Source organism: Marinobacter sp. bablab_jr008, assembly GCF_016464145.1.
GTDB lineage: Bacteria > Pseudomonadota > Gammaproteobacteria > Pseudomonadales > Oleiphilaceae > Marinobacter > Marinobacter nauticus.
The window spans coordinates 57,778-81,690 of sequence record NZ_JACDWW010000052.1; the positions used below are offsets into that span (position 1 = coordinate 57,778).

The following is a 23,913-nucleotide window of genomic DNA, read 5'->3' on the forward strand; positions in this document are numbered from 1 at the left end:
ACCAAGCCGCAGCAGGAGCCTGGCCGGTAGTGACTGAAAAACTTATGAACGTACCGCTGTTTCCATTGAATTCAATCATCCTGCCCGGGGGGCGAATCCCCCTGCAGCTGTTTGAACCCCGTTATATCGACATGCTCACCCGCTGCCTGAAGGAGGATCGCGGCTTTGTGGTGGTTTTGTTGCGGGAAGGGGCCGAGACCGAAGCCCGGGCCTCGTTCTACGACATCGGCACCTACGTCCGGATCATTGACTTCCAGCAACTGGATAACGGTTTGCTGGGTATCACCGTTGAGGGCGATTACAAGGTTTCCGTCATCCGTAGCTGGCAGCAGGAGGATGGTCTCAATGTCGGCGATGTGGAGTGCCTGATTGCCGAGGCCGAGAGTGACGTGCCGGAACGCTACCATGAGTTGCCCTCGGTTTTGCGGGCACTGTTCCGGCATCCGGTGGTCAAGGATCTGGAAATGGATGTGGATTATGACGATGCCCGCCATATTGGCTGGAGGCTGACCGAATTGCTGCCGCTGGATAAGCAGGAAAAACAGCGGCTGGCGGAATTACAGGATCCGCTTGAACGGCTTGACCGACTGCAACAGCTGCTGGAAGCGCTGGAACAGGGCGGCTGACGGTTATAGCTGGGGTGCGTAACTCACCACGGCAGTTTCCCAGTTACCCATCATGTACATGGCCACGAAAGCCAGCCAGCCGATTCCGGCGGCCCAGGTCAAGCTGTCCGGGCTCAGCGCCACCCTGTCATATCGGCTGTAACTGGCCCGTGTCGCACCGGTGATCGCGAGCCCCAGAAACAGGCCTCCAAGCACATCCGTGAACCAGTGCACGCCGAGATACAGTCGGCTCAGGGCTACCGGCAGCAAGGGTAGTGACAGAAACAGGTAATGTTGCCAGCGCTGGTGTTTGCGGTTTTCGCCCGCGACGAAGCTGGCTGCCAGGGTAACCAGCACGGTCATACCGGCCGTATGCCCACTGGGGTAAGCGCCGGAGCTTGGTGCCGAGAGCACCTGATCTGGCCGGCTGATGCCGATACCTGCTTTCAGCAGCCAAACGCTGATCCCGGTGATGGCTGCTGCAGTGGCAATATGAATGGCGGCTGCGTAGTAGCCCCGGAACGCCAGCAACAGAACGGCAAACACGGCGGCAGCGAACAGGACCGGGGGATCTCCCAGCAAGGTGAACGCTACCATCGGAAGATCCAGCAGGGGTTGGCGCAGAGCGCCGAACCATTGCAGCACTTGCTGGTTCATAAAGGCCAGCTCATCACTGACTCCGACCAACTGTGCCAGCCCAAGAAACAATGCGAGCGAGGTGGCCGTCATTAGCAGTGAGGGCAGAGGAAATTCCCCCTGCTGAGCCGGCCGCTCGCTGCTGTACAGACGCCAGAACCGGTGTGTTGCGTCGTATTGACTCATCCGGGATTCCAGCCATTGATAGAGCAAGCTCCCTTCACCAACGCCGAGCCGAATCCGCAAAACAATCAGATAGACAACCACCAGCGCCGCACCACTGATCGCAAGTACCAGATAGAAATGGGGTGGGGGTTTGATCTCGCTGCCCATAGCCGAGCCTACGAAAAATCCCGGCAGGATATACACCAGGGCCCAGCCCGTGGCTGATAGCAGATTGAAGGTGAGAAAGCGCTGCCAGGACATGGTCAGCGCACCGGCAATCAGTGGAATGACCGGGCGTATCGGCCCAACGAAACGGCCGATGACCACGCTTTTTCCTCCGTGGGCGCGAAAAAAGCTCTCTCCGCGGGCAATGAGCCCCGGGTATCGACTGAATGGCCAGACGGTATTCAGGCGCCCCTTGAACAGGCGGCCGATGGCGAAGCTGATCGCATCCCCCGCCACGGCGCCAAGGCCGGCCCACAGCAGGGCGTCGGACAGGGGCAGGCCGCTCTTGCCGGCGAGCGCGGCAAATGCGAACAGTAAAGCCACTCCGGGCACGATGATGCCGGCCACCGCCAGCGATTCTATCAGCGCGGTCAGGAACAGGGCGGCAATCAGCCAGCCCGGATTGGCGGCGACCCAGGAAGTAACGTCGGTGAGCCAGGTCGCGGTCATGCCTTGACGGGCTCTCCCGGGCTGAACCAGGCAGAATCCGCACCCCGCTTCCGGGCTTCGAGCATGGCGGTGACGGCGCGGTCACGCAATGAATGAGTGCTGGTGTCGCCGTTGCCCCGGGTGGTGCAGCCGAGGCTGACCGAGATCTTGCCAACCTGGGCCCAGTCATGTTCGCTGAGGGTTCTGCGAATGCGCTCTGCGATGACCCGGACCCCTTCCTCCGGCGTAAACGGCAGGATCAGGAAAAACTCCGAGCCGTTGATGCTGTAGAGCGAATCCCCGGCCCGGATGATTTCAAACAGGGTACCTGTAACGTCGCGTAGCAGCGTTTGCAGGCCGGCCTTGCCGTGCAGGTCGTGAATTTCGTCGGCATGGTCGATGTTCAGGCTGACGACCGACAATGGGTGGCCGGTGGCAATGGCACGACTGATTTCCTTCTGCAGTGTCTCATCCAGTAAACGGGCGTTATGGGCTCCGGTGGCGGGGTCGGTAATGGCAAGATCCTGGGCCGATTGCGCCATATGGTCGTAGTGCCAGATATACAGGGCTGTAACTGCCAGCAGTGCCATAAGGCCGGCTGTCGTCATCAGGGCAGTGTCTATGGATGTCGACAGCCAGGTGACAGCCAGCACCGGCACCAGCAGCATCGCTGAGAGCATTAGTCCATGCCGCAGGGGCAAAATCAGCAGGTTCAGCGAAAGCAAAGGCATGGCCCAGTGGCTGATGCCCGGGGCATCCATTGTCAGTACCGCTGCAACCAGACCACTGTTAAGGCCGGCGAGAATGACCAGGTGGCCGGGCGCGGAGAGCTGCTGGCGACGGCATAGCCAGGTATAGACCAGGCCGGCAACCAGTAAGGCGGTCATGGCCAGGGCCAGATAGAACAGCTGGTAAAAGCCGTAACGCAGGTTCTGCAGTGCCAGCGCGGCGGTGAACAGCGCCGCCAGGCCGTAGCCAAAGGCGTGGGTCCAGGTTCGGAGTCGGGTCTCGGTCATTGCGTTGCCTCCCTGCCGGAAGGTTCAGTCAGTCCGCTGGCCTCTGGGGGTACCGGGTTGCTGTAGGTCTGGGTCCGGTTACCGCCCTGCTGTTGGGCGCGCCGCAGGGCGTTGGCAACGCTCTGTTGCAGGCTGTCGGCATCGTCGCCGATATTGAGCCCGGCCACGCCGGTACTGACCGTAAGCTTAAGGCCGTGCGAATCCATCAGCGTGCACAGGCCGCGGCGAACCTGTTCTGCAGTGCGGGCTGCCTCGGCAGTATTGGCGCCGGGGAGAATCACAAGAAACTGAAGGTCGGCCACCCGGTAATAGGTATCGAAATCCCGAAGCTGAGAGTGCAGGTAGCGGCCGATGCGTGGCAGAATCGCGCGAATGTCTTCGTCCGGATCGACGTCGCTCAGGTGAGTATCCAGCCCGATCATCATCACCGACATGTTGGTGCCTTCCCGCTCGCTGCGCTGTATTTCCTTGTGCAGGTCGGCTGACAGGTATTCCCGGCTGGCTGCCTGGGTAAGCTCATCGGTACGGCGCAGGGGCGCAAGCTGCCGGGATTTGTACTCGCGCATGAACACCAGAATGGCCCCGAGGAGCGTGGTCAGTACCAGTGCTGTCATCATCTGGTGCCGGTCCGGGAGGGCTATCGCCCACTGGGTTCCGGCCAGCACCAGGAAAATGAAGATGACAGTAACAATGGCTGCCAGGTAGACCGGCGCCATGGCGAACAGTACCAGCGGCAGGGCATAGAGCCAGTGGCTGAGTGGCCAGGGACCCAGCCAGATGGCCGATGCCAGAGCCAGAACGAGGGCTGTCAGAAAGAATGCCCGTAATTGTGGCCAGGGGGCGTTTTGATGTGCTTTGCCCTGATGGGTGCCCGCCAGGCAAAGACCAGCTGCAGCTGCCGCTGCCACTGCCGCCAGCAGTTCCCCCATGAACAGACAGAACCCGGTGGTCAGGCCAAAGGCAATAAACCCGCTGCGGGAAAACTTGCCGGGAAGAAATTTTTCGGCGGTTTGGGGCATTGAGTCTGTCCTTTGCTGGCGCATCCATTTGAACCTGTGCAGCGCTATAATAGTCGTTTGGGGTGCGGACTTGAAACGGGAAAGGTAAAGTAACCCTCCCGTTTTGGAATCAGCTTGCAGAATTAAGGGTAAATCAATGGATGTAGCAGCCTACATGACGGAGCTCGGCCAGCAGGCCAGGACCGCTTCCCGGGAAGTCGCCCGGTCCTCCACTGCCGTGCGGAATCAGGCACTTCTGGCCACCGCCGCCGCCCTGGACGCCGCCAGATCCGAGCTTGCCACGGCTAACAGCAAGGATCTGGAGCGTGGCCGGGAAAACGGACTCGACAGTGCCATGCTGGATCGCCTGGAGCTTACCTCTCAGCGCATCGATGCCATGATTGAGGGTTTGCGCCAGGTGGCTGCGCTCCCGGACCCGGTGGGTGTGATTACCGATATGACCTATCGCCCGTCGGGTATTCAGGTAGGCAAGATGCGGGTGCCGCTGGGGGTAATCGGTATCATTTACGAGTCGCGGCCCAATGTCACGGTCGAGGCTGCCAGTCTGTGCCTGAAATCCGGCAACGCGACCATTCTGCGCGGCGGCTCCGAGGCGATCCACTCCAACCAGGCCATTGCCCGTTGTCTCAAACAGGGTCTGAGCGAGGCGGGGTTGCCGGAAACTGCAGTCCAGGTGGTCAGCACTACCGACAGGGCCGCTGTGGGTGAGCTGATTACCATGCCTCAGTTCGTGGATGTGATTGTTCCTCGCGGCGGTAAGGGCCTGATCGAGCGTATCAGTCGGGACGCCCGCGTGCCGGTAATCAAGCATCTGGATGGTGTGTGTCATGTTTACATCGACAGCCATGCCGACCCGGAGAAGGCGCTGAAGGTAGCGGTTAATGCCAAAACCCAGCGTTACGGGACCTGCAATACCATGGAAACCCTGCTGGTTGATGACGAGGTGGCGGAGGACTTGTTGCCGCTGCTGGCGGAACAGTTCCGAAGCAAAACCGTGGAGTTGCGGGGGTGCCGGCGCACCTGTGCCATTCTAGGAGATATTGTCGAAGCCACTGAGGAAGACTGGCACGCGGAATACCTTGCCCCCATTCTGGCGGTGAAGGTGGTTGACGGACTGGATGGTGCCATTGAGCATATCAATCGCTACAGCTCCCAGCACACCGACAGCATTATCACCGAAAACTACACCCGTGCCCGTCGGTTCCTGACGGAGGTGGATTCCAGTTCTGTCATGGTCAATGCCTCAACCCGATTTGCCGATGGCTTCGAGTATGGCCTGGGCGCTGAGATTGGTATTTCCACCGATAAGATCCATGCCCGTGGGCCGGTCGGTCTGGAAGGGCTTACCTCACAGAAGTACGTGGTGTTCGGTGACGGCCATATCCGGACCTGACACCATGCATGTGATCTACGGCGGCACCTTTGACCCGATTCACCACGGTCACCTCCGGCTGGCACTGGAAGTATCCGAGGCGCTGGAGGTGAGCCAGGTGCATCTGGTGCCCAGCCATATCCCGCCGCATCGGGGTAGCACCGGAGCCAGTTCAGCGCAGCGTCTGGAGATGATCCGGCAGGCCATCGCTGGCGAGCCCGCGCTGGCGCTGGACGAACAAGAGGTGCACCGGGGCGGAGCCTCATACACTGCCGATACACTGCGCCAGCTTCGGGCCGAGCTGGGGCCGGATTGCCCTCTGGTGATGGTGGTCGGTACCGATGCCTTCTCATCGTTTGACCGCTGGCGCGAGTGGCAGGAGATCCCCGGGCTTGCCCATATCGTGGTAGTGCGCCGCCCCGGCTCGGAACTGCCGGTGGGCAGCGAGGCAGCGCAGCTGGTGGCAGAGCGCTGTGTGGGTTCAGCGTCGGAGCTGCATTCGCGGCCGGCGGGCCTGGTACTGGAGCTGGCGCCGCCGTTGCTGGACATTTCCGCCACGGGTATTCGACGGCGTATCGCAGCGGGTCGGTCGCCACGCTACCTCACCCCGGATGACGTCTGCCGGAGTATCCGCGCCTGGGGGCTCTACGGTGCCCGGCCCGTTGAAGGCCAATAGGAGTTATTCACAGGCGTCTTTGATGCTACAATCGCGTCTGAATATCATTGATCGGGTGGCCATACCGGCCAGTACCCGTACTACAGGGTAATTATGCAGGCTGAACAACTGAAAGATCTGGTCGTTAACGCACTGGAAAATATCAAGGCTCAGGACATCAGTGTGATTGATGTTCGCGACCGCACCAGCGTGACCGATTTTATGGTTCTGGCATCCGGTACCTCCAACCGACATGTGAAATCCCTCGCGGATTCGGTGGTGATCGAGGCCAAAGAGCAGGGTGTACGTGCATCCAACGTTGAAGGTGAAGGCGGCAGTGACTGGATCCTGGTTGATCTGGGTGACGTGGTTGTTCACGTGATGATGCCTGCTACCCGGGAGTTCTACGATCTGGAGCGCTTCTGGCGTGATGCTCCGGATCTCGGTGCTGCGGGCAGCGAGTAGTCATGCGCCTGCGTCTGATCTGTGTGGGGCAGAAAATGCCCGACTGGGTCACTGCGGGTTACAACGACTACGCTCGCCGGATGCCGCCCGAGTTGCCCCTTGAACTGACTGAAATCCCCATGGCCCACCGGGGCAAAAATCCCGACATCTCCCGGCTGATGCAGCGGGAAAGCGACGCGATCCTGTCTGCAGCAGGCACCCGTGACCGCGTGGTGGCTCTGGAGGTGGGTGGGCGCCCCTGGTCAACGGAAAAACTCGCCTCACAGCTGGAAAACTGGCAACAGGAGGGCCGGGATGTCGCTTTTCTGGTCGGCGGCCCCGACGGCCTGGCGGATGCCTGTCGACAGCGGGCGGATCAGCAATGGTCACTGTCGCCTCTTACCTTGCCCCACCCTCTGGTGAGAATCCTCTTGGCTGAGCAACTCTACCGGGCCTGGACCATCACCCGTAACCACCCTTACCACCGGGCCTAGGAACAGACATGGTCTGGGGCGAACTGAAAAATACCGCAGCGGAGCGCCGGCTGTTCCAGCGCCGGGCCATGGTGATGCTGGTATTCGTCCTGGTGCTGATGACCGGGTTGCTGGCGCGGATGTACCAGTTACAGATCGTTGAGCACGAGATCTATACCACACTGTCTGACAAAAACCGGGTTCAGGTACAGTCGGTACCGCCACCCCGAGGTCTGGTGTACGACCGGAATAACGTTCTGCTGGCGGAGAATCGCCCGGTATTCAGCCTGACGGTGGTGCCGGAGCGCGTTGGCGATATGGACGCAACCCTGGAGCGCCTGAGCGACATTCTGAGTATTGCCGATGAAGATCTGGAACGGTTCGAGCGCCGACTGCGGGAGCCGCGGCGTCCGTTCCAGGCGATCCCCTTGAGTTACGATCTCGACGAAGCCGAAATTGCCCGCATGGCAGTGCACCGACATCAGTTTCCGGGGGTGGAAGTTGAGGCCGAACTGGTTCGCTACTATCCCCATAGCGAGCTGACCGCCCATGCCCTGGGGTTTGTCGGCCGTATCAATCGCGACGAACTCCAGCGTATCGATCCGGTCAATTACGCGGGGACCAACTACATCGGCAAATCCGGGATTGAACGTTTCTACGAGGAGGCGCTTCACGGTCAGGTGGGCTACCAGCATGTAGAAACCAACGCCCGCGGCCGGATCTTGCGGGTGCTTGAGCGAGTAAATCCTGTTCCGGGCGAAGATCTCCAGCTCCATCTTGATTTGCGGCTCCAGCGCCGGGCGCATGAGCTGATGGAGGGCAGGCGAGGTGCGATCATTGCTATCGAGCCCAAGACCGGCGGGATTCTGGCGCTTGCCAGTGTGCCCGGTTTTGATGCCAATAAGTTTGTGACCGGTATCAGCGTCAATGATTATCGCGAATTGAGTCAGAGTATTGATAAGCCATTGTTTAACAGGGCGCTCCGGGGCCAGTACCCCCCTGCGTCGACCATCAAGCCCATGATGGCTGTTGCAGCGCTGGACAGCGGAGCAACGGATAAAGACCGTAGAATCTGGGACCCGGGATACTTCCAGCTACGTGAGGGCGGGAGGCGCTTTCGGAACTGGAATCGCTCTGGCGATGGCTGGGTGGATCTGAAGTACTCCATGGCGAGATCCAATGATGTTTACTTTTACGCAGTGGGCGTTGATATGGGGGTGGATGTCATGTCTTCCTATCTGGCCCGGTTCGGCTTTGGTGAGGATGCCACCCTGGATGTGTCCGGTGCTTTGACCGGGTTGTTGCCGACCGCAGACTGGAAAAGGGCCGTGAGAAATGAACCCTGGTATCCCGGAGACTCAGTCAACATGAGCATTGGACAGGGTTTTTTGCTGGCAACGCCCATGCAACTGGCAACGGCTACAGCATTGATTGCCAATCGCGGAGCCTGGGTTGAACCCAGGTTGCTTAAGGATGTTCATGGCGACAGTCCAGTGGAGGAATTCCTCCCGGAGCAGACGCATGAGCAGCTTGAACTGAAGGATCCTGACGATTGGGAATATGTCGTCGATACCATGGAAGAAGTGATGCACGGTGCCAGGGGGACGGGGCGAAGCGCTGGTCGAGGCGCAAGCTACCGAATGGCTGGAAAAACGGGCACGGCCCAGGTATTCAGTCTTGGTCAGGATGAGGAGTACGACGAAGAGCAGATAAGGGAACGACTTCGGGACCACGCGCTGTTTGTCGGGTTTGCGCCAGCGGATGACCCCAAGATCGCAGTGGCGGTTATCGTTGAAAATGGTGGCAGTGGCAGCGGCGCCGCGGCTCCGGTTGCCCGGGCCTTGTTTGATGCCTGGCTGGAGGAGTTTCCGGCGGAGCAGGCGGAACCTGTAATCAGCGATTCCAGAGCGGCCGGGGGAGATAACTGATGGCCGGTAGCAAATTGTGGAGCACTCAGACTAGCAGCGATCTGGGGCGCAATCGCAGTATCTGGTCAGCGTTGCATCTGGACCCGATTCTCCTGGGGCTTCTGTTGTTGCTCGTCGGTGGCGGCCTTTTTGTGCTTTACAGTGGTGCTGACCGGAATATTGATGTGGTCAAGGCACAGGGTATTCGCCTGGGCGTTGCCTTTGTGGTGATGTTCGTATTCGCTCAGTTGGATCCGGCGGTCTTTCGCCGATGGGCGCCCTGGCTCTACGGCTTGGGGCTGATCGGGCTGGTCGCCGTGTTGTTGGTGGGTGTCGGTGCCAAAGGGGCGCAACGCTGGCTGGCGTTGCCTGGCCTGCCCCGGTTTCAGCCTTCCGAGTTCATGAAGCTGGTGGTGCCGATGATGGCAGCCTGGTATCTGTCTCGCTATTACCTGCCACCGACCTTCCCGAGGGTGATGACGGGGCTGGTGATCGTTCTGCTGCCGATGTTCCTGATCATCCAGCAACCGGATCTCGGTACCTCCCTGCTGGTCGGCATGGCCGGCATTTTCGTGGTGTTTTTTGCCGGTATCAGCTGGAAGTTGATTGCCGCGTTCCTCGCCATGGTCTCGGTTTCTGCCCCGCTGATGTGGTTCTTCGTCATGCGGGAATATCAAAAGCAGCGGGTATTGACGCTGTTGGACCCTCAGAGTGATCCGCTCGGAGCCGGCTGGAACATTATCCAGTCGAAAACCGCGATCGGTTCCGGCGGTATGGAGGGCAAGGGCTGGTTGCAGGGTACCCAGTCACACCTGGAGTTTTTGCCGGAAAGCCACACCGACTTTATTGTCGCGGTGCTGGCAGAGGAGTTCGGTTTTATCGGTATGTTGCTGCTGTTGACGGTGTACTTCCTGATTATCCTGCGTTGTCTCTATATCTCGGTTACCGCCCAGGACTCCTTCAGCCGGTTGGTGGCCGGAGCGCTGACGATGACGTTCTTTATCTATATCTTCGTCAACATCGGAATGGTGAGCGGCCTGTTGCCAGTGGTCGGTGTGCCTTTGCCGTTGATCAGCTATGGCGGCACCTCAAGTGTCACTTTGATGGCGGCGTTCGGCGTGCTGATGTCGATTCACACCCATCGCCGGATGATCACCGCCTGAACCAGTAATGATGGCTGCCCGGTAATGGTGTATACACAAGGGAACCCGTTACAATGTTGCTGGTCAGTAATGGCGGTATCAATACATAGGTTTTGGGGTAGTGAACAGACATGGTCAAGGTCTCTGACAAACGGATTCCCGCACTGGCTTTAGCTGCCTTGCTGGCCGGCTGTGCCAGCAGTCCTGAAGTTGACCACTCGTCACGCTACACCATTAAGCAGGATCGGGCTCCTTCGGGCAGTTTTGACGCCAGTGGCCTGGCCGATGCCACACCCCGATATGAGCAGCCACGGTCGGCTGGCAACAAGTCGCCCTATACGGTCTGGGGCAAGCGCTATCATGTGATGGACAGTAACGACGGCTACGTGCAGCGCGGCACCGCGAGCTGGTATGGCGAGAAATTTCACGGCCACAAGACCTCCAACGGTGAGGTGTTCGACATGTATGCCATGTCGGCGGCACACAAATCCCTTCGGATTCCGGGTTACGCGCGAGTGACCAATCTCGATAACGGCCGTTCGGTGATTGTCCGTGTGAACGATCGCGGCCCCTTCCACGGGGATCGGCTGATCGATCTGTCCTATGCCGCTGCCAAGAAGCTCGGCTATCAATCCCGTGGTACCGCCAGGGTTGAAGTGGCTGCTATTACGGTGCGTCCGGACGGCGCCATGTTTCTGGCTGGCAAGCCGTTTGATGCCGCTGGCCAGGCTCCGGTGGTTGCCTCGCCGGCTTCCGGAACAACAGAGCTGGCCGCCGGTGAGGGGCTGTTTGTCCAGCTCGGCGCATTCAGTCAGCGGGATCCGGCTGAGGCCATGCGTGAGCGTCTGCTGGGAGTGCTGGATAATCCTGTGAGAGTCCGGGAGATCACCACTGATAATGGCCGGTTCCATCGGGTTCAGGTGGGGCCATTCAAGAGCGAGGGCGACGCGCGCTACGCTCAGAACCTTCTGGAATCCAGAGGGTTCCGGCAGTCCATTGTACTGACCGATTCGCACTGAACCGACTGAGTTCAGAACCAACATAAGACAAGCATCTGACGACGAATGAAACTATCCATGGCTTTCAAGACTGTAACTCGAACCCTGTTTCTGGTTTTTTCCCTGTTGCTGATGAGCGGGCAGGCCTCGGCGCAGGCGGTACTGATTCCGTCTCCGCCGCAGATTGCCGGTAGCTCCTGGGTATTGATGGATCCGCTCAGTGGTCGTGTGATCATGGAGCACAATAGCAATGAGCGTTTGCCACCGGCGAGTCTGACCAAAATGATGACGGCCTATATTGTCGAGCGCGAGCTGGATGAAGGCCGTATCTCCATGTCGGATATGGTACCTATCAGTGTCAAGGCCTGGCGCACAGAGGGGTCCCGAACCTTCGTGCAGGAAGGCACCTCGGTGTCCGTTGAGGATCTGCTCAAGGGTGTGATTATCCAGTCTGGCAACGATGCGTCTGTGGCGTTGGCCGAGTTTGTGGCCGGCAGTGAAGGGGCTTTCGTGGACATCATGAACCAGCAGGCGCAACTGCTGGGCATGAAAGATACCCACTTCGAAAACGCCACTGGCCTGCCCTCCGCAGACCATTTCTCAACCGCCTACGATCTTGCGGTCCTGGCACGGCATATTATCCAGGATTATCCGGAAAACTACCCGCTGTATGCGCAGAAGCACTTCACCTACAACAATATTCGTCAGCCCAACCGAAACAGCCTGCTGTGGCGGGATGACAGCGTTGATGGTTTGAAAACCGGGCACACGGAAGAGGCCGGCTATTGCCTGGTGGCGTCGGCCAAGCGGGGTGAGACCCGGCTGATTGCTACGGTTATGGGTACCAGCAGCTCTGAGGCCCGGGCCCAGGAAGTGCAGAAAATGCTCAACTACGGCTTCCGCTACTTTGAAACCGAGCGGCTGTTCCGTGCCGGTCAGGAGCTGATGGCGTCCAGAGTGTGGGGCGGTCAGGCGGATGAGGTGTCGGTAGGCATGCCGGAGGATATCTATGTCACCATTCCCCGTGGCTCCCGCGAGAAACTGGAATCGGTGGTCGACCTTGATTCCGTGATAAAAGCGCCCATTAAGGTGGGAGATGAGCTGGGCCGTGTTCGTGTGGTTCTGGATGGTGAAACCCTGGTGGATGAGCCGGTGCTGGCACTTACCGAAGTGCCTGAAGGCGGTTTGTTCAAGCGCATCTGGGATGCCATCAAGCTGTTTTTTGTTCAACTGTTTAACTGAGGTTGAGGCGCTGTTTGCCTTAGCCGGGAGTAATGTGCGGCATGACTGAGCCGAAAGCACCAAAAATCGAGTTTCCCTGTGACTACGTCATCAAGGTGATTGGCCATGCTGCGCCCGATTTCACCGAATTTGTGGTGGAGGTCGTTGAGCAGCATGCCCCGGGACTGTCTGAAGCGGACATCTCGGTGACCGACAGCAGTAAAGGCCGGTTTTCTTCGGTTCAGCTGAAAATTGTGGCGACCGGTGAAGATCAGCTCAAAGCACTGTTTGAAGAACTGAAGGCCAGTGGCCGCGTTCACATGGTGCTGTAACCGTGGCTGACCTCATCGTGCGGTCACTGGGGCAACAGCCCTACATGGAAACCTGGGAAGCGATGAAATCGTTCACCGCCAACCGGGACGAGGCCACCGTGGATGAGCTCTGGTGCCTGGAGCATCCCAGGGTGTTTACCCAGGGGCAGGCGGGCAAAGCCGAGCATATCCTTCTGCCAGGAGACATTCCGGTAATTCAGGTGGATCGTGGTGGTCAGGTGACCTACCACGGCCCCGGGCAGTTGGTGATCTACCTGCTGATTGATCTGACCCGGCGTAAACTCGGGGTGCGTAACCTGGTCAGTGCCATTGAGCAGGCGATTGTCCGTACCCTGGCCCAAGGCGGCATCGAAGCAGCACCGCGGTCAGATGCGCCGGGTGTCTATGTGAATGGCGCCAAGATTGCGTCCTTGGGTTTGAGGGTCCGCCGGGGCTGCTCCTTCCATGGCCTGGCTTTGAATGTGAACATGGACATGGAACCCTTCTCCCGAATCAACCCTTGTGGCTACGCGGGTATGTCCATGTGCCAAGTCAGTGATTTTGAGGCCGGAGCCTCGGTCTATGACCTGGAACGCCGGCTGGTGAGCGAGCTGGTCGAAGGCCTGGGCCATTGTCAGGTGGAGCAACGTCAGGGCTGGTGAAGCGCCTCAGTAGCCTGACACACGCGATTTCTCCCCAGCGTCTTGGCCTGATACAGCGCCTCATCGGCCCGTTGCAGCAGGCGATCGATCGACTCCGACCCCTGTATACAGGCCACGCCGATGCTGATGGTGGCGGTCACTCGCTTGCCCGCGCAGTCAATGGCCTGGCTCGCCACAGCTGAACGGATTCGCTCTGCCGTAGCGGCGGCTTCAGCCAGGGCGGTTTCCGGTAGCAGTACCAGAAATTCTTCTCCGCCCCAGCGGGCGATCGTGTCCACTTTGCGGCTCTGGCCGGTCACGGTGCGGGCAACCACCACAATCATGTCGTCGCCCGCCTGGTGGCCGTAGGTATCGTTCACATTCTTGAACAGGTCGATATCCATCAGCAGAACCGAGAAGGCGCGTCCGTTGCGCAGATAGCGCTGATATTCTGTTTCCAGTTGTTCCAGCGCTTCGCGGCGATTGGCCAGGCTGGTGAGAGCGTCGTGCTTGGCGGCGTACTCGAATTCCGCTGCCAGCCGGATCAAACCGAGCTTGCTCCGCCGCCGGCTCTGGTCGAGGATGTAGCAAGTGGCCATTTCGAAAGCCAGCACGATGATCATGGAAAGCCGGAAGCTGGTGCTGTAGGGCGAGTCAAAGACCACATCGCCCAATGGGCTGAACAGGAACAACACGGCCAGCCATCCGCCCAGGCACGCCAGTATGCCCACCCGGGCTTCACTAATATAGAAAATGATCGGGGGGTAGGCGAACAGCCAGATGATGGCCGAGCCGTCTTCAACCGCCTGGATGGCCAGGTAGGTAAACAGAGCGATAATCAGGGTAATGAATGCCCGACGCTGGAGGGTTTTGTGGCCCAGGCTCAGAAAGACGATCGCATTGATTGCCAGAAGGGCGGCAAAGGCCAGCAGCAGTCGAGAGGTCAGCGGGTCACCGTGGCCGGATGAGCGCCAGGCAAAAAACACCAGCAACGGCACTGCCGCACAGGTGAGGCCGTTGATCAGGGCCGGAACCGGTATCTCGCCTTTGACGCGAAACTGCGACAGTTCGGCGTCTGGCGTTTCTGAAGCGGGCTGATTCATGCGTGAGTGATGTTGTTGTAGTTGATAAATATCACAGAAACCCTGCTTGCCAATACTAGACCGCTTTGTGAACTGTGACTGTGTCAAAACGTAACCGATGTCACGGACTCTTTTAAATTGGTCGAAGTTTGTACACATTGGCTGCAGGGGCAGCGCCGGCGCGACGACTGGGTTAGGTAGTCGCGCGCGCAGATCCGTATAATGGTTAGATGTATTGCAGGCATTCACATTTCCTGACAGAAACAGGTCTTTCATGTCTTCCAGCCGACCCGGAAAATCCGTCTCCCGTATCAAGACCGGCAGTTTTGAGCGCAGGTTGTCGCTGACCAGAGCCGGACTGTTCGCAGGCACGCGCATGGCGTCCCATATGGCGACTAACTGGTTCAGCAACAAGGAAACCCGGGAGCAGCGGCATCGGGCAATGCTCTCCAGTCAGGCCCGGTTTCTGGTGGACGAACTTGGCCGGCTCAAGGGCAGTGTGGTCAAGATCGGCCAGGTCATGGCGCTATACGGCGAGCATTTTCTCCCCGAAGAAGTCACTGAGGCGCTGCACACTCTGGAAGACCAGACCACCTCTCTGGAGTGGCCGGCCATCGAGCGGGTGCTCAAAGCCGAACTGGGGGAGAGCCGGCTTTCTGAACTCGATATTGACCCGGAGCCTATAGGAGCTGCGTCACTGGGCCAGGTACATCGTGCGGTGCGCCGTAGCGACGGGTTGGAGCTTGTGCTCAAAGTACAATACCCCGGTGTTGCCGATGCCGTCGACAGTGATCTGAACGCTGTGGCTCATCTGCTCAAAGTGGCGCGGCTGGTCAGCTTCGGCCCTGAATTCAACGACTGGCTGGAAGAAGTCCGGGAAATGATGCACCGGGAGGTGGATTACCGGCTGGAGGCCCGTACCACCGAAAAGTTCCGCCAGATGCTAAGCCATGATCCACGCTTTGTGGTGCCAAGAGTGCTGGCAGAATTTTCAACGGATCATATTATTGCCTCGACCTATGAGCACGGCCATTCGGTCAGTTCAGTGGCGGTTCGTGAATTGCCACTGGAGCGACGCAGTGCCCTGGGCCAGGCAGCCCTGGAATTATTTTTCCGGGAACTATTTGAATGGGGTGAGATCCAGACCGACCCGAATTTCGGCAACTACCGGATTCGTATTGCGGGCGAACAGGGTGGTGATTCGGAAACTGACCGGATTGTCCTGCTGGATTTTGGCGCCGTGCAGAGTTACTCGTCTGACTTTCTGAAGCCGGTCATCCAGATGATCAGGGCTTCCTATGAGGAAGATCTGGAGCAGGTTGTTGAGGGCGGAATCAAGCTCAGATTCATGAGCCGGGACTGGCCGGCGGAGGTGCTGGACAAGTTTGGCAAGGTCTGTATGTCAGTACTGGAACCCCTGGCGAAGGATCGCAGTCAGTGGCCGGATTATGCCGTCAACAGCCATGGCCAGTACCGCTGGAAACAGAGCGATTTGCCCTCGAGAGTGGCCAAGCAGGCCGCCAGGTCTGCCATCAGCCGCTATTTTCGTGTACCCCCCAAGGAATTCGTGTTCCTCAATCGAAAACTGATCGGGGTTTACACGTTCATTGCGGTGTTGCACTCCGAGTTCAACGGCGAGGACTTGTTGAGAAAATACCTCTATGGGAGCGGTGCTGCCTAGCCAGACGCGGTCAGCACCACCCAGATGACGAAGGCATAGCGCAGTCCCTTACCAATCCCCACCAGAACAATAAAATTCAGCCAGGGGACCCGCATAATGCCGCCCACCAGAGTCAGCGCATCGCCGCCGATGGGTAGCCAGCCCAGCAGCAGCGACCACTGCCCATAGCGATTGAACCGGTTTCGCGCCTTGTGTAATTGCAGTTCACTGACGGGAAACCAGCGTTTGTGCTTAAAGCGATCCACTTGCCGGCCGATAAGCCCGTTAACCACTGACCCCAGGGTATTGCCCATGGTTGCCCATAGCCACAACCAGAACAGCGGGTAATTCTGACTGACCAGAGTGCCAAGCAGTATTTCCGAATACGCAGGCAGCAGCGTTGCCGCGGCAAAAGATGTCAGGAACAGGGTCAGGTAGGCCAAAAACGCCTCCATGCTCTAGGATGTTGGTTAAGCCTCACAGAAAAAGGTTTCGATGTACATGAAACAACTCTCTCTGCGCGTAAAACTCTACGCCCTGGTGATTGCACTGCTGCTGACCATGGGGGTGAGTATTGTCATCACCGCCCAGCTTTCCCTCAGTTCCATGGAGGAACGGCTGACCCGGGAAACCCGGGGCACGGTACAAAGTATCGTCATGGATCAGCTTAGCGCTACCGCAGGGAAATACGGTGAGCTGGTGACCGGGGTATTCGAAACCGCCTACCAGACCCCGGAGGTGGTTCGCAGCCTGATTACCCGAAATATCGAAGCGGACAGCTCCGGAAGGATCAGCCGGCGCGACCTTCAGGAAAACATTGGGGCTGTGCTCGAGGAACAGAAGCACCTGAGTTCGATTTATGCCCAGTTTGAGCCGGATGGTTATGACGGTCAGGACATCTACTTTACCGGCGGCGTGGAAGAACACAGCAGTGATGAGGGTACCCTGGAGATCTACTACTATCGGGACCCGGCTGGCGACGTGGTATTCAGCAGGACCGAAGACCCTGCCACCAAATACCTGGAAAACCGCAATGAGTTCGGAATCCGTGAGGCCGAATGGTACCTGTGTTCCCGTGATTCCCTGAAGCCCTGTCTGATGGAGCCCTATGAGTACGAGGTTGAAGAGGGCTACTCCGAGCTGATGACCAGCCTGGTGGTGCCGGTGATTAACAACGGCGAGTTTGCCGGGGTGGTGGGTGCCGATATCAATCTGTCGACACTGCAGTCGACCATTGCCGGTGTCAGCGAGGAACTCTTTGACGGCCAGTCACGGGTGACATTGTTGAGCGAGAAAGGCCTGATTGCGGCTTCCAGTCATTATCAGGAGCAACTGGGGCGGCCGCTGAGGGAAGCTCTGCCGGATTTGGCCGGCGAGTTTACATCGCTGCACCGCAACGGGGGCAGTTTCGACAATGGTGAGATTCTTGCCGTGTCCTATCCCATCAAGGTGGCGTTGCCGGGCGCCGAGTGGTCGCTGTTGATCGAACTGCCCCGTGATACGGCTCTGGCCAGTGTGAATGAAATAACGGCGTTGCTGTCAGACGAAGTAACCAGCACTGCCACCCGCCAGACCGTGGTGGGCATTGTGGTGGTCGTACTTGCGATTGCTGTGTTGGTGTTGCTGGTGCGCTCGGTTACCCGGCCCCTGGACGAGATCCGGAAGCGCATGCGCAATCTGGCCAGTGCCGAGGGCGATCTTACCCGTGAACTGGATATTGACACCCATGCCGAGTTGATTGACCTGGCGGGCGGCTTCAATGCCTTCCTGGCCCGTCTGAGGGAAATGATCAACGACCTGAAAGACGTGAATGCCCAGGTTCGGGGGCAGGCCTCGGATGTTGGCGTCATTGCACGGGATACCGATGAGCAGACCGCCCGCCAGCACCAGGATATCGACAGCGTCGTGACCGCCATGAATGAAATGTCCGCGGCGGCCGGGGAAGTGGCCGGCTTTGCTGGCGAGGCAGCAGATAATGCCCGGGCGGCCCGGGACGGCATCAAGTTTACCCAGGACACACTGGGTACGGCGTTGCGGGGTGTGGATGCACTGGCCGGCGATATGGATCAGGCCAGCTCGGCCATTGGCCATGTTGCCCAGCGCAGTGAGGAAATTAATCGGATTCTGGAAGTGATCCGTGGCATTGCCGAGCAGACCAATCTGCTGGCACTGAATGCGGCTATCGAGGCTGCCCGGGCCGGAGAACAGGGGCGTGGCTTTGCGGTGGTGGCCGATGAAGTTCGCACGCTGGCGTCCCGAACCCGTGAATCTACGGATGAGATCAGTGGAATGATCGAGCGCCTGAAAGGCGACGTGGACGGTGCGGTAACGGTCATTGGAACCGGTGTCGAGCGGGCCACCAGCGCGGTAGAGGGTACCCGGGAAGCCAGCCACTCGCTGGCGACGGTGGTTGAACGTATCGCCACTATTGTTGAGCACGTGACCCAGGTGGCCACCGCCGCTGAGGAGCAGAGCTCGGTGAGCGAGGAAATTAACCGGAACCTGACCCACATTGGTGATGCGGCCAACGACCTGCGGGAATTGGCGCAACGGGTCCGGCAGAGTGGCGATGCACTCGATGGCCAGGTCCAGGTGCTCGACCGTGAACTGGGTCGCCTGAAAACCTGAGGCTGCCCCTTCTCAAGGCGATATCGGTATCGTCAGCTACTATCATGATCATGGCGAGGATCAATTTTCAATTGGTGCTCGCCATGCCATCATTGCGACACTATAGATGCGAAGAGTGCCAGCCACTCACTACCCTTTGAGTCAGGAGGTTTGTATGGAGCAGGTCACGATTTATGGCCGTTCAAGCTGTGGTTTTTGCGTTCGGGCAAGGGACCTGTGTGAATCCAGAAACATCCCCTACGTGTGGGTGGACATGATCGAGAAAGGCATGAGCAAACAGGATATTGCCGACCGTATCGGTCATCCGGTCTACACGGTGCCCCAGATTCTGGTGGGTTCCGAGTATGTGGGTGGCTTCGACGATTTCTCGGCGTATGTCCGTCGCCATGAGGCACAAACGGCCAGTTAGGTCGCAGCCGTTTGTAGCGTTAAAAAAAGCCCGGCAATTTTGGCCGGGCTTTTTTGTAGGGCTGCAGGGCAGGATCAGAGTTCGAACTCGGTCCGCAGTTTCTTCTCCACCAGCTGGTTCTTCAGCTTGGCAACCCTGGGCAGGCCGTCGTCAAACGGCGGGAAACTTTCACCGGCAATCAGCGGCTGCAGGTAATCCCGGCAATCCTGGGTGATACCAAAGCCGTTGTCCGTGATGTAGTGGATCGGCATTTTCTTTTCCTGGTTGGCCACCTCGCAGAGATTGGCCTCGCCGATTGACCAGCGATAAGGCTTGGCCTGATCCCGCACGATGGTGGGCATCAGCGCCTGTTTGCCCGCCAGGGCCATTTCCACAGCAGCCTTGCCAACCGCATAGGCCTGCTCCACATCGGTGGCGGAGGCAATGTGTCTGGCTGCACGCTGCAGATAGTCTGCCACCGCCCAGTGGTATTTGTGGCCAAGGGCCTGTTTCACCATATTTGCCAGCGCCGGTGCAACGCCACCGAGCTGGGTGTGGCCGAAGGCGTCCTTGGCACCGGCATCGGCAACGAAGCGACCGTCTTCGTACTGGGCACCTTCAGACGCCACCACCACACAGTAGCCATAGTCCTTCACGCACTGATCCACCCGCTCCAGGAATTTCTCCCGGTTGAACGGAATTTCCGGGAACAGGATGATGTGGGGCGGTTCGCCCTCGCCCTGTCCGGCCAGCCCACCGGAGGCTGCAATCCAGCCGGCGTGGCGTCCCATCACTTCCAGAATGAAGACCTTGGTGGACGTTTCACACATGGACTTGATATCCAGGCTGGCTTCCAGGGTGGACGTGGCAATGTACTTGGCCACGGAGCCAAAGCCGGGGCAGCAGTCGGTGAAGGGCAGGTCGTTATCGACGGTCTTGGGCACGCCGATGCAGGTGATCGGGTAACCCATGCGGTCGGCCAGCTGGGAGACCTTGTAGGCGGTATCCTGGGAATCACCGCCGCCGTTGTAGAAAAAGTAGCCTATGTCGTGGGCCCGGAACACTTCAATCAGGCGCTCGTATTCGCGCTGGTTCTCGGAAATATTCTTGAGCTTGTATCGGCAGGAGCCGAAAGCCCCGCCCGGCGTGTGGATCAGGGCCTGGATGGCGTCGTCAGATTCCAGGCTGGTGTCAATCAGCTCTTCTTTCAACGCGCCGATGATGCCATTACGGCCGGCATAGACCTTGCCGATCTGGTCCGGATGTTTGCGTGCGGTCTGGATAACACCGCAAGCACTGGCATTGATAACGGCGGTGACCCCGCCAGACTGGGCATAAAATGCGTTCTTGATAGCCATCTCGGGCTGAAGCCTCCTGCTGGTTCAACGATGGCGCAGATGATACGCCAAACACCGCGGTTTTTCATGAGCATATGCCGGCTCTTGACCGCGCAGAAAGTATGGTAGAGGCTTGGCAGGTTTCAAACCGGAGGCACAACCTTAATGCATATACATATTCTGGGCATTTGCGGCACGTTCATGGGCAGTCTGGCGGTGATCGCCCGGGAGCTGGGGCATAAGGTGACCGGTTCGGACCAGGGCGTTTACCCTCCCATGAGTACTCAGCTGGAGGCCCAGGGCATTGCGTTGACAGAAGGTTACCGGCCCGAGAACCTGGAGCCGAAACCGGATCTGGTGCTGATCGGAAATGCCATGTCCCGGGGTAACCCGGAAGTGGAAGCAGTGCTCAACCGGCGCATTGATTATATGTCTGGCCCTGAATGGCTTGCCCGGGAGGTCCTGCGCCACCGTTGGGTGATGGCCGTAGCCGGTACCCATGGCAAAACCACCACAACGGCCATGTTGCTGTGGATTCTCGACCAGGCCGGCTTTGATGCCGGTTACCTGATAGGCGGTGTGCCCCAGGACTTTCCGGTGTCTGCCCGGCTGGGCAGCAGTGATTTCTTTGTGATCGAGGCGGATGAGTACGACAGCGCGTTCTTTGACAAGCGCTCCAAGTTCATCCACTACCGCCCGAATACCCTGATTCTGAACAATCTGGAATTCGACCACGCCGACATTTTCGAAAACGTGGAAGCCATCGAGCGTCAGTTCCACCACCTTGTGCGTACCGTACCGTCTCAGGGCCTGATCATTCGACCTGCCCTGGACAGCCACCTGGATAATGCCCTGGAGATGGGGTGCTGGAGCCCGGTGCAGGATACGGCTATCGGCAGCGAGATCAGCCGCACGGCGGACTGGCGGGCTGAGCTTCTGGCTGAGGATGGCAGCCGCTTCATGGTTATCCACCATGAGCAGCCGGTTGCGACCCTGAAATGGGGGCTGACCGGTTTGCACAATGTGCGTAATGCCCTGTCGGCGATTGCCGCTGCCCGTCATGTGGGCGTTACGCCTGACCATGCGGTGGCGGCGTTGTGCCGGTTCTCTGGAGTGAAGCGCAGAATGGAGCTGGTGGGCGAAATCGGCGGTGTGCGCGTATACGACGACTTTGCCCATCATCCAACCGCGATTGCGTCTACCCTGGAGGGATTGCGCAATCGGGTGGGAGATGAGCCCATCCTGGCCATTATCGAACCCCGCTCCAATACCATGAAGCAGGGTGTGCACAAGCAGACGCTGATCCCGAGTGCCGCACTGGCGGATCGGGTGCTTTGGGGTAATCTCAGTGATATGGACTGGTTGCCGGAACTGGTGGGGAGCTGGCAGGCGGAACATGGTGAGCTGGATCATCACAGGGTGGAGGCGTCGGTGGAGGAACTGATTGAGAAGGCGCTGGAGGGACTGCCAGAGACCTGTCATATCGTGATCATGAGTAATGGCGGTTTTGGCGGCATTCATCGGAAACTGGTGGCGGAACTGGAGAAGCGTCGTGGCTGAACAATCACCGGTTGTTAATCTGGCGTTTACCGGCGCGTCCGGAGCCCAGTACGGGCTTCGTCTGTTGCAGTGCCTGGTAGCCAACGGTTGCCGTGTGAACATGATGATCAGTAAGGCGGCCCAGGTGGTGATCGCGACTGAAACCGATTTTCGGCTGCCGGGTTCCACGCCTGCCATGGCAGAGGCCTTGTCGGACTTCGCCGGTGCGCAGCCCGGTCAGGTACAGGTCTTTGGCCGGGAGGAGTGGTTTTCTCCACCGGCTTCCGGTTCCGGCGAGAAGGCGCCGCTGGTGATATGCCCCTGCAGCACTGGCACGCTCTCGGCTCTGGCGACCGGGGCCAGCAATAACCTGATCGAGCGCGCCGGCGATGTGGCCCTGAAGGAGCGCCGCAAGCTGATTCTGGTGTTACGGGAGACGCCGTATTCCGAAGTGCACCTGGAAAACATGCTCAAGCTCACCCGCATGGGCGCGGTGATGATGCCGGCGAGCCCCGGGTTCTATCACAACCCGCAGTCGGTAGATGATCTGGTCGATTTTATGGTGGCCCGGATTCTCGACCATCTGGATCTTCCGCAAACCCTGGTACCCCGCTGGGGCGAAAAGAAAGCCAACTGATCCGTTCCGGGGCGATGGTTTTGGCCAAAGCGATTGATGGTTTTCACCATTGAGCGAAACCCCGCCCCGCCACAGACTTGCTGAACACAACGATAAACCAACCCGTTTACCGAGGTTCAGCAATGATTCCACGTACTCTTTTCGACGCCGATCTTGAAGGCTTCCGGGACTCCGTTCGCAAGTTTCTGGAGCAGGAAGCGGCTCCGTATCATGACCAATGGGAAAAAGATGGTCAGGTCAGCCGCGAGCTCTGGCAGAAAGCAGGTGAGCTGGGCTTCCTGTGTCCGATGCTTCCGGAAGAGTACGGTGGTGTTGGTGCCGATTTCCGTTACTCCGCCGTGATTATGGAAGAAATCTCCCGGGCGGGATTGTCCGGCATTGGCTGGGGGCTGCACTCCGACATCGTGGCGCCCTACATCCTGAACTACGGCTCGGAAGAGCAGAAGCAGAAGTATCTGCCGAAAATGGCTTCAGGTGAAATGATCACCGCCATCGCCATGACTGAACCGGGCGCGGGTTCCGACTTGCAGGGCGTAAAAACCACCGCGATTCGCCAGGGCGACCACTACATTCTGAATGGCTCCAAGACCTTTATCACCAACGGCCAACTGGCGGATCTGGTGATTGTCGTTGCCAAGACCGACCCCAAAGAAGGCGCCAAGGGTACCAGCTTGTTGCTGGTCGAAACCGCCTGGGAGGGCTTTGAAAAAGGTCAGAACCTGAACAAGGTGGGCATGAAGGCTCAGGATACCTCCGAGCTGTTCTTCCAGGATGTGAAAGTACCGGCAGACAACCTGTTGGGCAGCATGGAAGGGCAGGGCTTCTTCCAGCTGATGCAGGAGTTGCCGGCGGAGCGCTTGCAGGTGGCCCTGACCGCCGTCGCTGCCGCCGAGGCCGCCTGGCAGTGGACCCTGGATTACGTGAAAGAACGCAAAGCCTTCGGTAAACCGGTCATCGCGTTCCAGAACACCCGTTTCAAACTGGCCGAGCTGAAAGCCGAAATCACGGCAGCCCGTGTCTTTACAGACCGCTGCCTGGAGCTGCACCTGGACAAGAAGCTGGATATCCCGACGGCGGCCATGCTCAAGCAGCACACCACCGACCTGCAGTGCAAGGTGATGGACGAATGCGTTCAGCTGCACGGTGGCTATGGCTACATGTGGGAGTACCCGATTGCCCGGGCGTGGGCCGATTCGCGCGTGCAGCGGATCTACGCCGGCACCAACGAAATCATGAAAGAAATCGTGGCGCGGTCGTTCTGACGAATTGTCCCGATTTGCAGGCCCCGGCACATTCCGGGGCCTGCTCGTTACCAAACTTTACAATTTGCCAAGCCTGTCAAGGTCTCCCGGCGGCACATCTCCTAAAGTAGCGGCACAACCT

General features: G+C 58.9%; 23 protein-coding genes. 17 read left to right on the plus strand and 6 right to left on the minus strand.

Features of this window, described 5'->3' with window-relative positions; translation table 11 throughout:
* Positions 1 to 44: 44 nt before the first annotated feature.
* Positions 45 to 626: an LON peptidase substrate-binding domain-containing protein gene (locus JIF53_RS06610; RefSeq protein WP_011785880.1), complete on the plus strand. Its 582-nt coding sequence runs from the start codon at positions 45 to 47 to the stop codon at positions 624 to 626.
* A 3-nt stretch (positions 627 to 629) separates the two neighbouring features.
* On the opposite strand, the gene JIF53_RS06615 is transcribed toward JIF53_RS06610, so the two are convergent.
* Genes JIF53_RS06615 through JIF53_RS06625 form a run of 3 tightly spaced genes read right to left on the minus strand, consistent with a single transcriptional unit; the run spans position 630 to position 4,095 of the window.
* Positions 630 to 2,081 (minus strand): bifunctional DedA family/phosphatase PAP2 family protein, encoded by a 1,452-nt coding sequence (locus tag JIF53_RS06615; RefSeq protein WP_153740872.1) that lies wholly within the window; start codon positions 2,079 to 2,081, stop codon positions 630 to 632.
* Positions 2,078 to 3,076: a GGDEF domain-containing protein gene (locus JIF53_RS06620; RefSeq protein WP_153740873.1), complete on the minus strand. Its 999-nt coding sequence runs from the start codon at positions 3,074 to 3,076 to the stop codon at positions 2,078 to 2,080. Before JIF53_RS06620 ends, JIF53_RS06615 begins: the two co-directional genes overlap by 4 nt.
* On the minus strand, positions 3,073 to 4,095 hold the full coding sequence (locus tag JIF53_RS06625; RefSeq protein ID WP_041656405.1) for a GGDEF domain-containing protein: 1,023 nt from the start codon (positions 4,093 to 4,095) through the stop codon (positions 3,073 to 3,075). The genes JIF53_RS06620 and JIF53_RS06625 overlap by 4 nt, the downstream gene beginning before the upstream one ends.
* Positions 4,096 to 4,231: 136 nt before the next feature.
* On the opposite strand from JIF53_RS06625, the gene JIF53_RS06630 reads away from it, so the two are divergent.
* From JIF53_RS06630 to lipB, 10 genes are all read left to right on the plus strand, one after another.
* On the plus strand, positions 4,232 to 5,488 hold the full coding sequence (locus JIF53_RS06630) for a glutamate-5-semialdehyde dehydrogenase (RefSeq protein WP_153740874.1): 1,257 nt from the start codon (positions 4,232 to 4,234) through the stop codon (positions 5,486 to 5,488).
* Positions 5,489 to 5,492: 4 nt separating this feature from the next.
* Complete coding sequence (nadD, locus tag JIF53_RS06635) at positions 5,493 to 6,143, plus strand: nicotinate-nucleotide adenylyltransferase (RefSeq protein WP_153740875.1); 651 nt, start codon at positions 5,493 to 5,495, stop codon at positions 6,141 to 6,143.
* 93 nt (positions 6,144 to 6,236) lie between these two features.
* On the plus strand, positions 6,237 to 6,587 hold the full coding sequence (gene rsfS, locus JIF53_RS06640) for a ribosome silencing factor (RefSeq protein WP_011785874.1): 351 nt from the start codon (positions 6,237 to 6,239) through the stop codon (positions 6,585 to 6,587).
* A 2-nt stretch (positions 6,588 to 6,589) separates the two neighbouring features.
* The gene (rlmH, locus tag JIF53_RS06645) at positions 6,590 to 7,060 is read left to right on the plus strand and encodes a 23S rRNA (pseudouridine(1915)-N(3))-methyltransferase RlmH (RefSeq protein WP_153740876.1); all 471 of its coding nucleotides are present in this window, start codon (positions 6,590 to 6,592) and stop codon (positions 7,058 to 7,060) included.
* Between the two features lie 8 nt (positions 7,061 to 7,068).
* Positions 7,069 to 8,967, plus strand: coding sequence for a penicillin-binding protein 2 (gene mrdA / locus JIF53_RS06650; RefSeq protein WP_199452114.1), 1,899 nt, complete (start codon positions 7,069 to 7,071; stop codon positions 8,965 to 8,967).
* A complete protein-coding gene (gene rodA / locus JIF53_RS06655; RefSeq protein ID WP_014420665.1) occupies positions 8,967 to 10,109 on the plus strand; it encodes a rod shape-determining protein RodA in 1,143 nt (380 codons plus the stop codon). Before mrdA ends, rodA begins: the two co-directional genes overlap by 1 nt.
* Positions 10,110 to 10,219: 110 nt before the next feature.
* Positions 10,220 to 11,107 carry a septal ring lytic transglycosylase RlpA family protein gene (locus JIF53_RS06660; protein ID WP_199452115.1) on the plus strand — a complete coding sequence of 296 codons (888 nt, stop codon included), beginning with the start codon at positions 10,220 to 10,222 and terminating at the stop codon, positions 11,105 to 11,107.
* 57 nt (positions 11,108 to 11,164) lie between these two features.
* Positions 11,165 to 12,328 (plus strand): D-alanyl-D-alanine carboxypeptidase family protein, encoded by a 1,164-nt coding sequence (locus tag JIF53_RS06665; protein ID WP_416234183.1) that lies wholly within the window; start codon positions 11,165 to 11,167, stop codon positions 12,326 to 12,328.
* Positions 12,329 to 12,360: 32 nt separating this feature from the next.
* The gene (locus tag JIF53_RS06670; protein ID WP_394132853.1) at positions 12,361 to 12,639 is read left to right on the plus strand and encodes a YbeD family protein; all 279 of its coding nucleotides are present in this window, start codon (positions 12,361 to 12,363) and stop codon (positions 12,637 to 12,639) included.
* 2 nt (positions 12,640 to 12,641) lie between these two features.
* Positions 12,642 to 13,280: a lipoyl(octanoyl) transferase LipB gene (gene lipB / locus JIF53_RS06675; RefSeq protein WP_014420669.1), complete on the plus strand. Its 639-nt coding sequence runs from the start codon at positions 12,642 to 12,644 to the stop codon at positions 13,278 to 13,280.
* Here the strand turns inward: lipB and JIF53_RS06680 are convergent.
* The gene (locus JIF53_RS06680; RefSeq protein ID WP_199452117.1) at positions 13,268 to 14,362 is read right to left on the minus strand and encodes a GGDEF domain-containing protein; all 1,095 of its coding nucleotides are present in this window, start codon (positions 14,360 to 14,362) and stop codon (positions 13,268 to 13,270) included. The genes lipB and JIF53_RS06680 overlap by 13 nt on opposite strands.
* 253 nt (positions 14,363 to 14,615) lie before the next feature.
* Between JIF53_RS06680 and JIF53_RS06685 the strand changes: the two genes are divergently transcribed.
* Positions 14,616 to 16,022: an ABC1 kinase family protein gene (locus JIF53_RS06685; protein WP_014420672.1), complete on the plus strand. Its 1,407-nt coding sequence runs from the start codon at positions 14,616 to 14,618 to the stop codon at positions 16,020 to 16,022.
* Here JIF53_RS06685 and JIF53_RS06690 read toward each other — a convergent pair.
* Positions 16,019 to 16,444, minus strand: coding sequence for a YqaA family protein (locus JIF53_RS06690; RefSeq protein WP_199452118.1), 426 nt, complete (start codon positions 16,442 to 16,444; stop codon positions 16,019 to 16,021). The two genes, JIF53_RS06685 and JIF53_RS06690, sit on opposite strands and share 4 nt — an antisense overlap.
* A gap of 58 nt (positions 16,445 to 16,502) precedes the next feature.
* On the opposite strand from JIF53_RS06690, the gene JIF53_RS06695 reads away from it, so the two are divergent.
* Positions 16,503 to 18,629, plus strand: coding sequence for a methyl-accepting chemotaxis protein (locus JIF53_RS06695; RefSeq protein ID WP_199452119.1), 2,127 nt, complete (start codon positions 16,503 to 16,505; stop codon positions 18,627 to 18,629).
* A 154-nt stretch (positions 18,630 to 18,783) separates the two neighbouring features.
* Entirely contained in the window at positions 18,784 to 19,038 is a 255-nt protein-coding gene (locus JIF53_RS06700) for a GrxA family glutaredoxin (protein ID WP_011785863.1), read from the plus strand.
* Positions 19,039 to 19,112: 74 nt separating this feature from the next.
* Here JIF53_RS06700 and JIF53_RS06705 read toward each other — a convergent pair whose 3' ends face one another.
* The gene (locus JIF53_RS06705) at positions 19,113 to 20,375 is read right to left on the minus strand and encodes a 6-phosphofructokinase (RefSeq protein WP_199452120.1); all 1,263 of its coding nucleotides are present in this window, start codon (positions 20,373 to 20,375) and stop codon (positions 19,113 to 19,115) included.
* Positions 20,376 to 20,519: 144 nt separating this feature from the next.
* Between JIF53_RS06705 and mpl the strand changes: the two genes are divergently transcribed.
* The 3 genes from mpl to JIF53_RS06720 all read left to right on the plus strand — a co-directional run bounded on the left by mpl (position 20,520) and on the right by JIF53_RS06720 (position 23,792).
* Positions 20,520 to 21,914, plus strand: coding sequence for a UDP-N-acetylmuramate:L-alanyl-gamma-D-glutamyl-meso-diaminopimelate ligase (mpl, locus tag JIF53_RS06710; RefSeq protein ID WP_153740884.1), 1,395 nt, complete (start codon positions 20,520 to 20,522; stop codon positions 21,912 to 21,914).
* Positions 21,907 to 22,530, plus strand: a complete 624-nt coding sequence (locus tag JIF53_RS06715) for a flavin prenyltransferase UbiX (RefSeq protein ID WP_199452121.1) — start codon at positions 21,907 to 21,909, stop codon at positions 22,528 to 22,530. Before mpl ends, JIF53_RS06715 begins: the two co-directional genes overlap by 8 nt.
* A gap of 122 nt (positions 22,531 to 22,652) precedes the next feature.
* Positions 22,653 to 23,792, plus strand: coding sequence for an acyl-CoA dehydrogenase family protein (locus tag JIF53_RS06720; protein WP_011785859.1), 1,140 nt, complete (start codon positions 22,653 to 22,655; stop codon positions 23,790 to 23,792).
* The last annotated feature ends 121 nt before the right edge of the window (positions 23,793 to 23,913 follow it).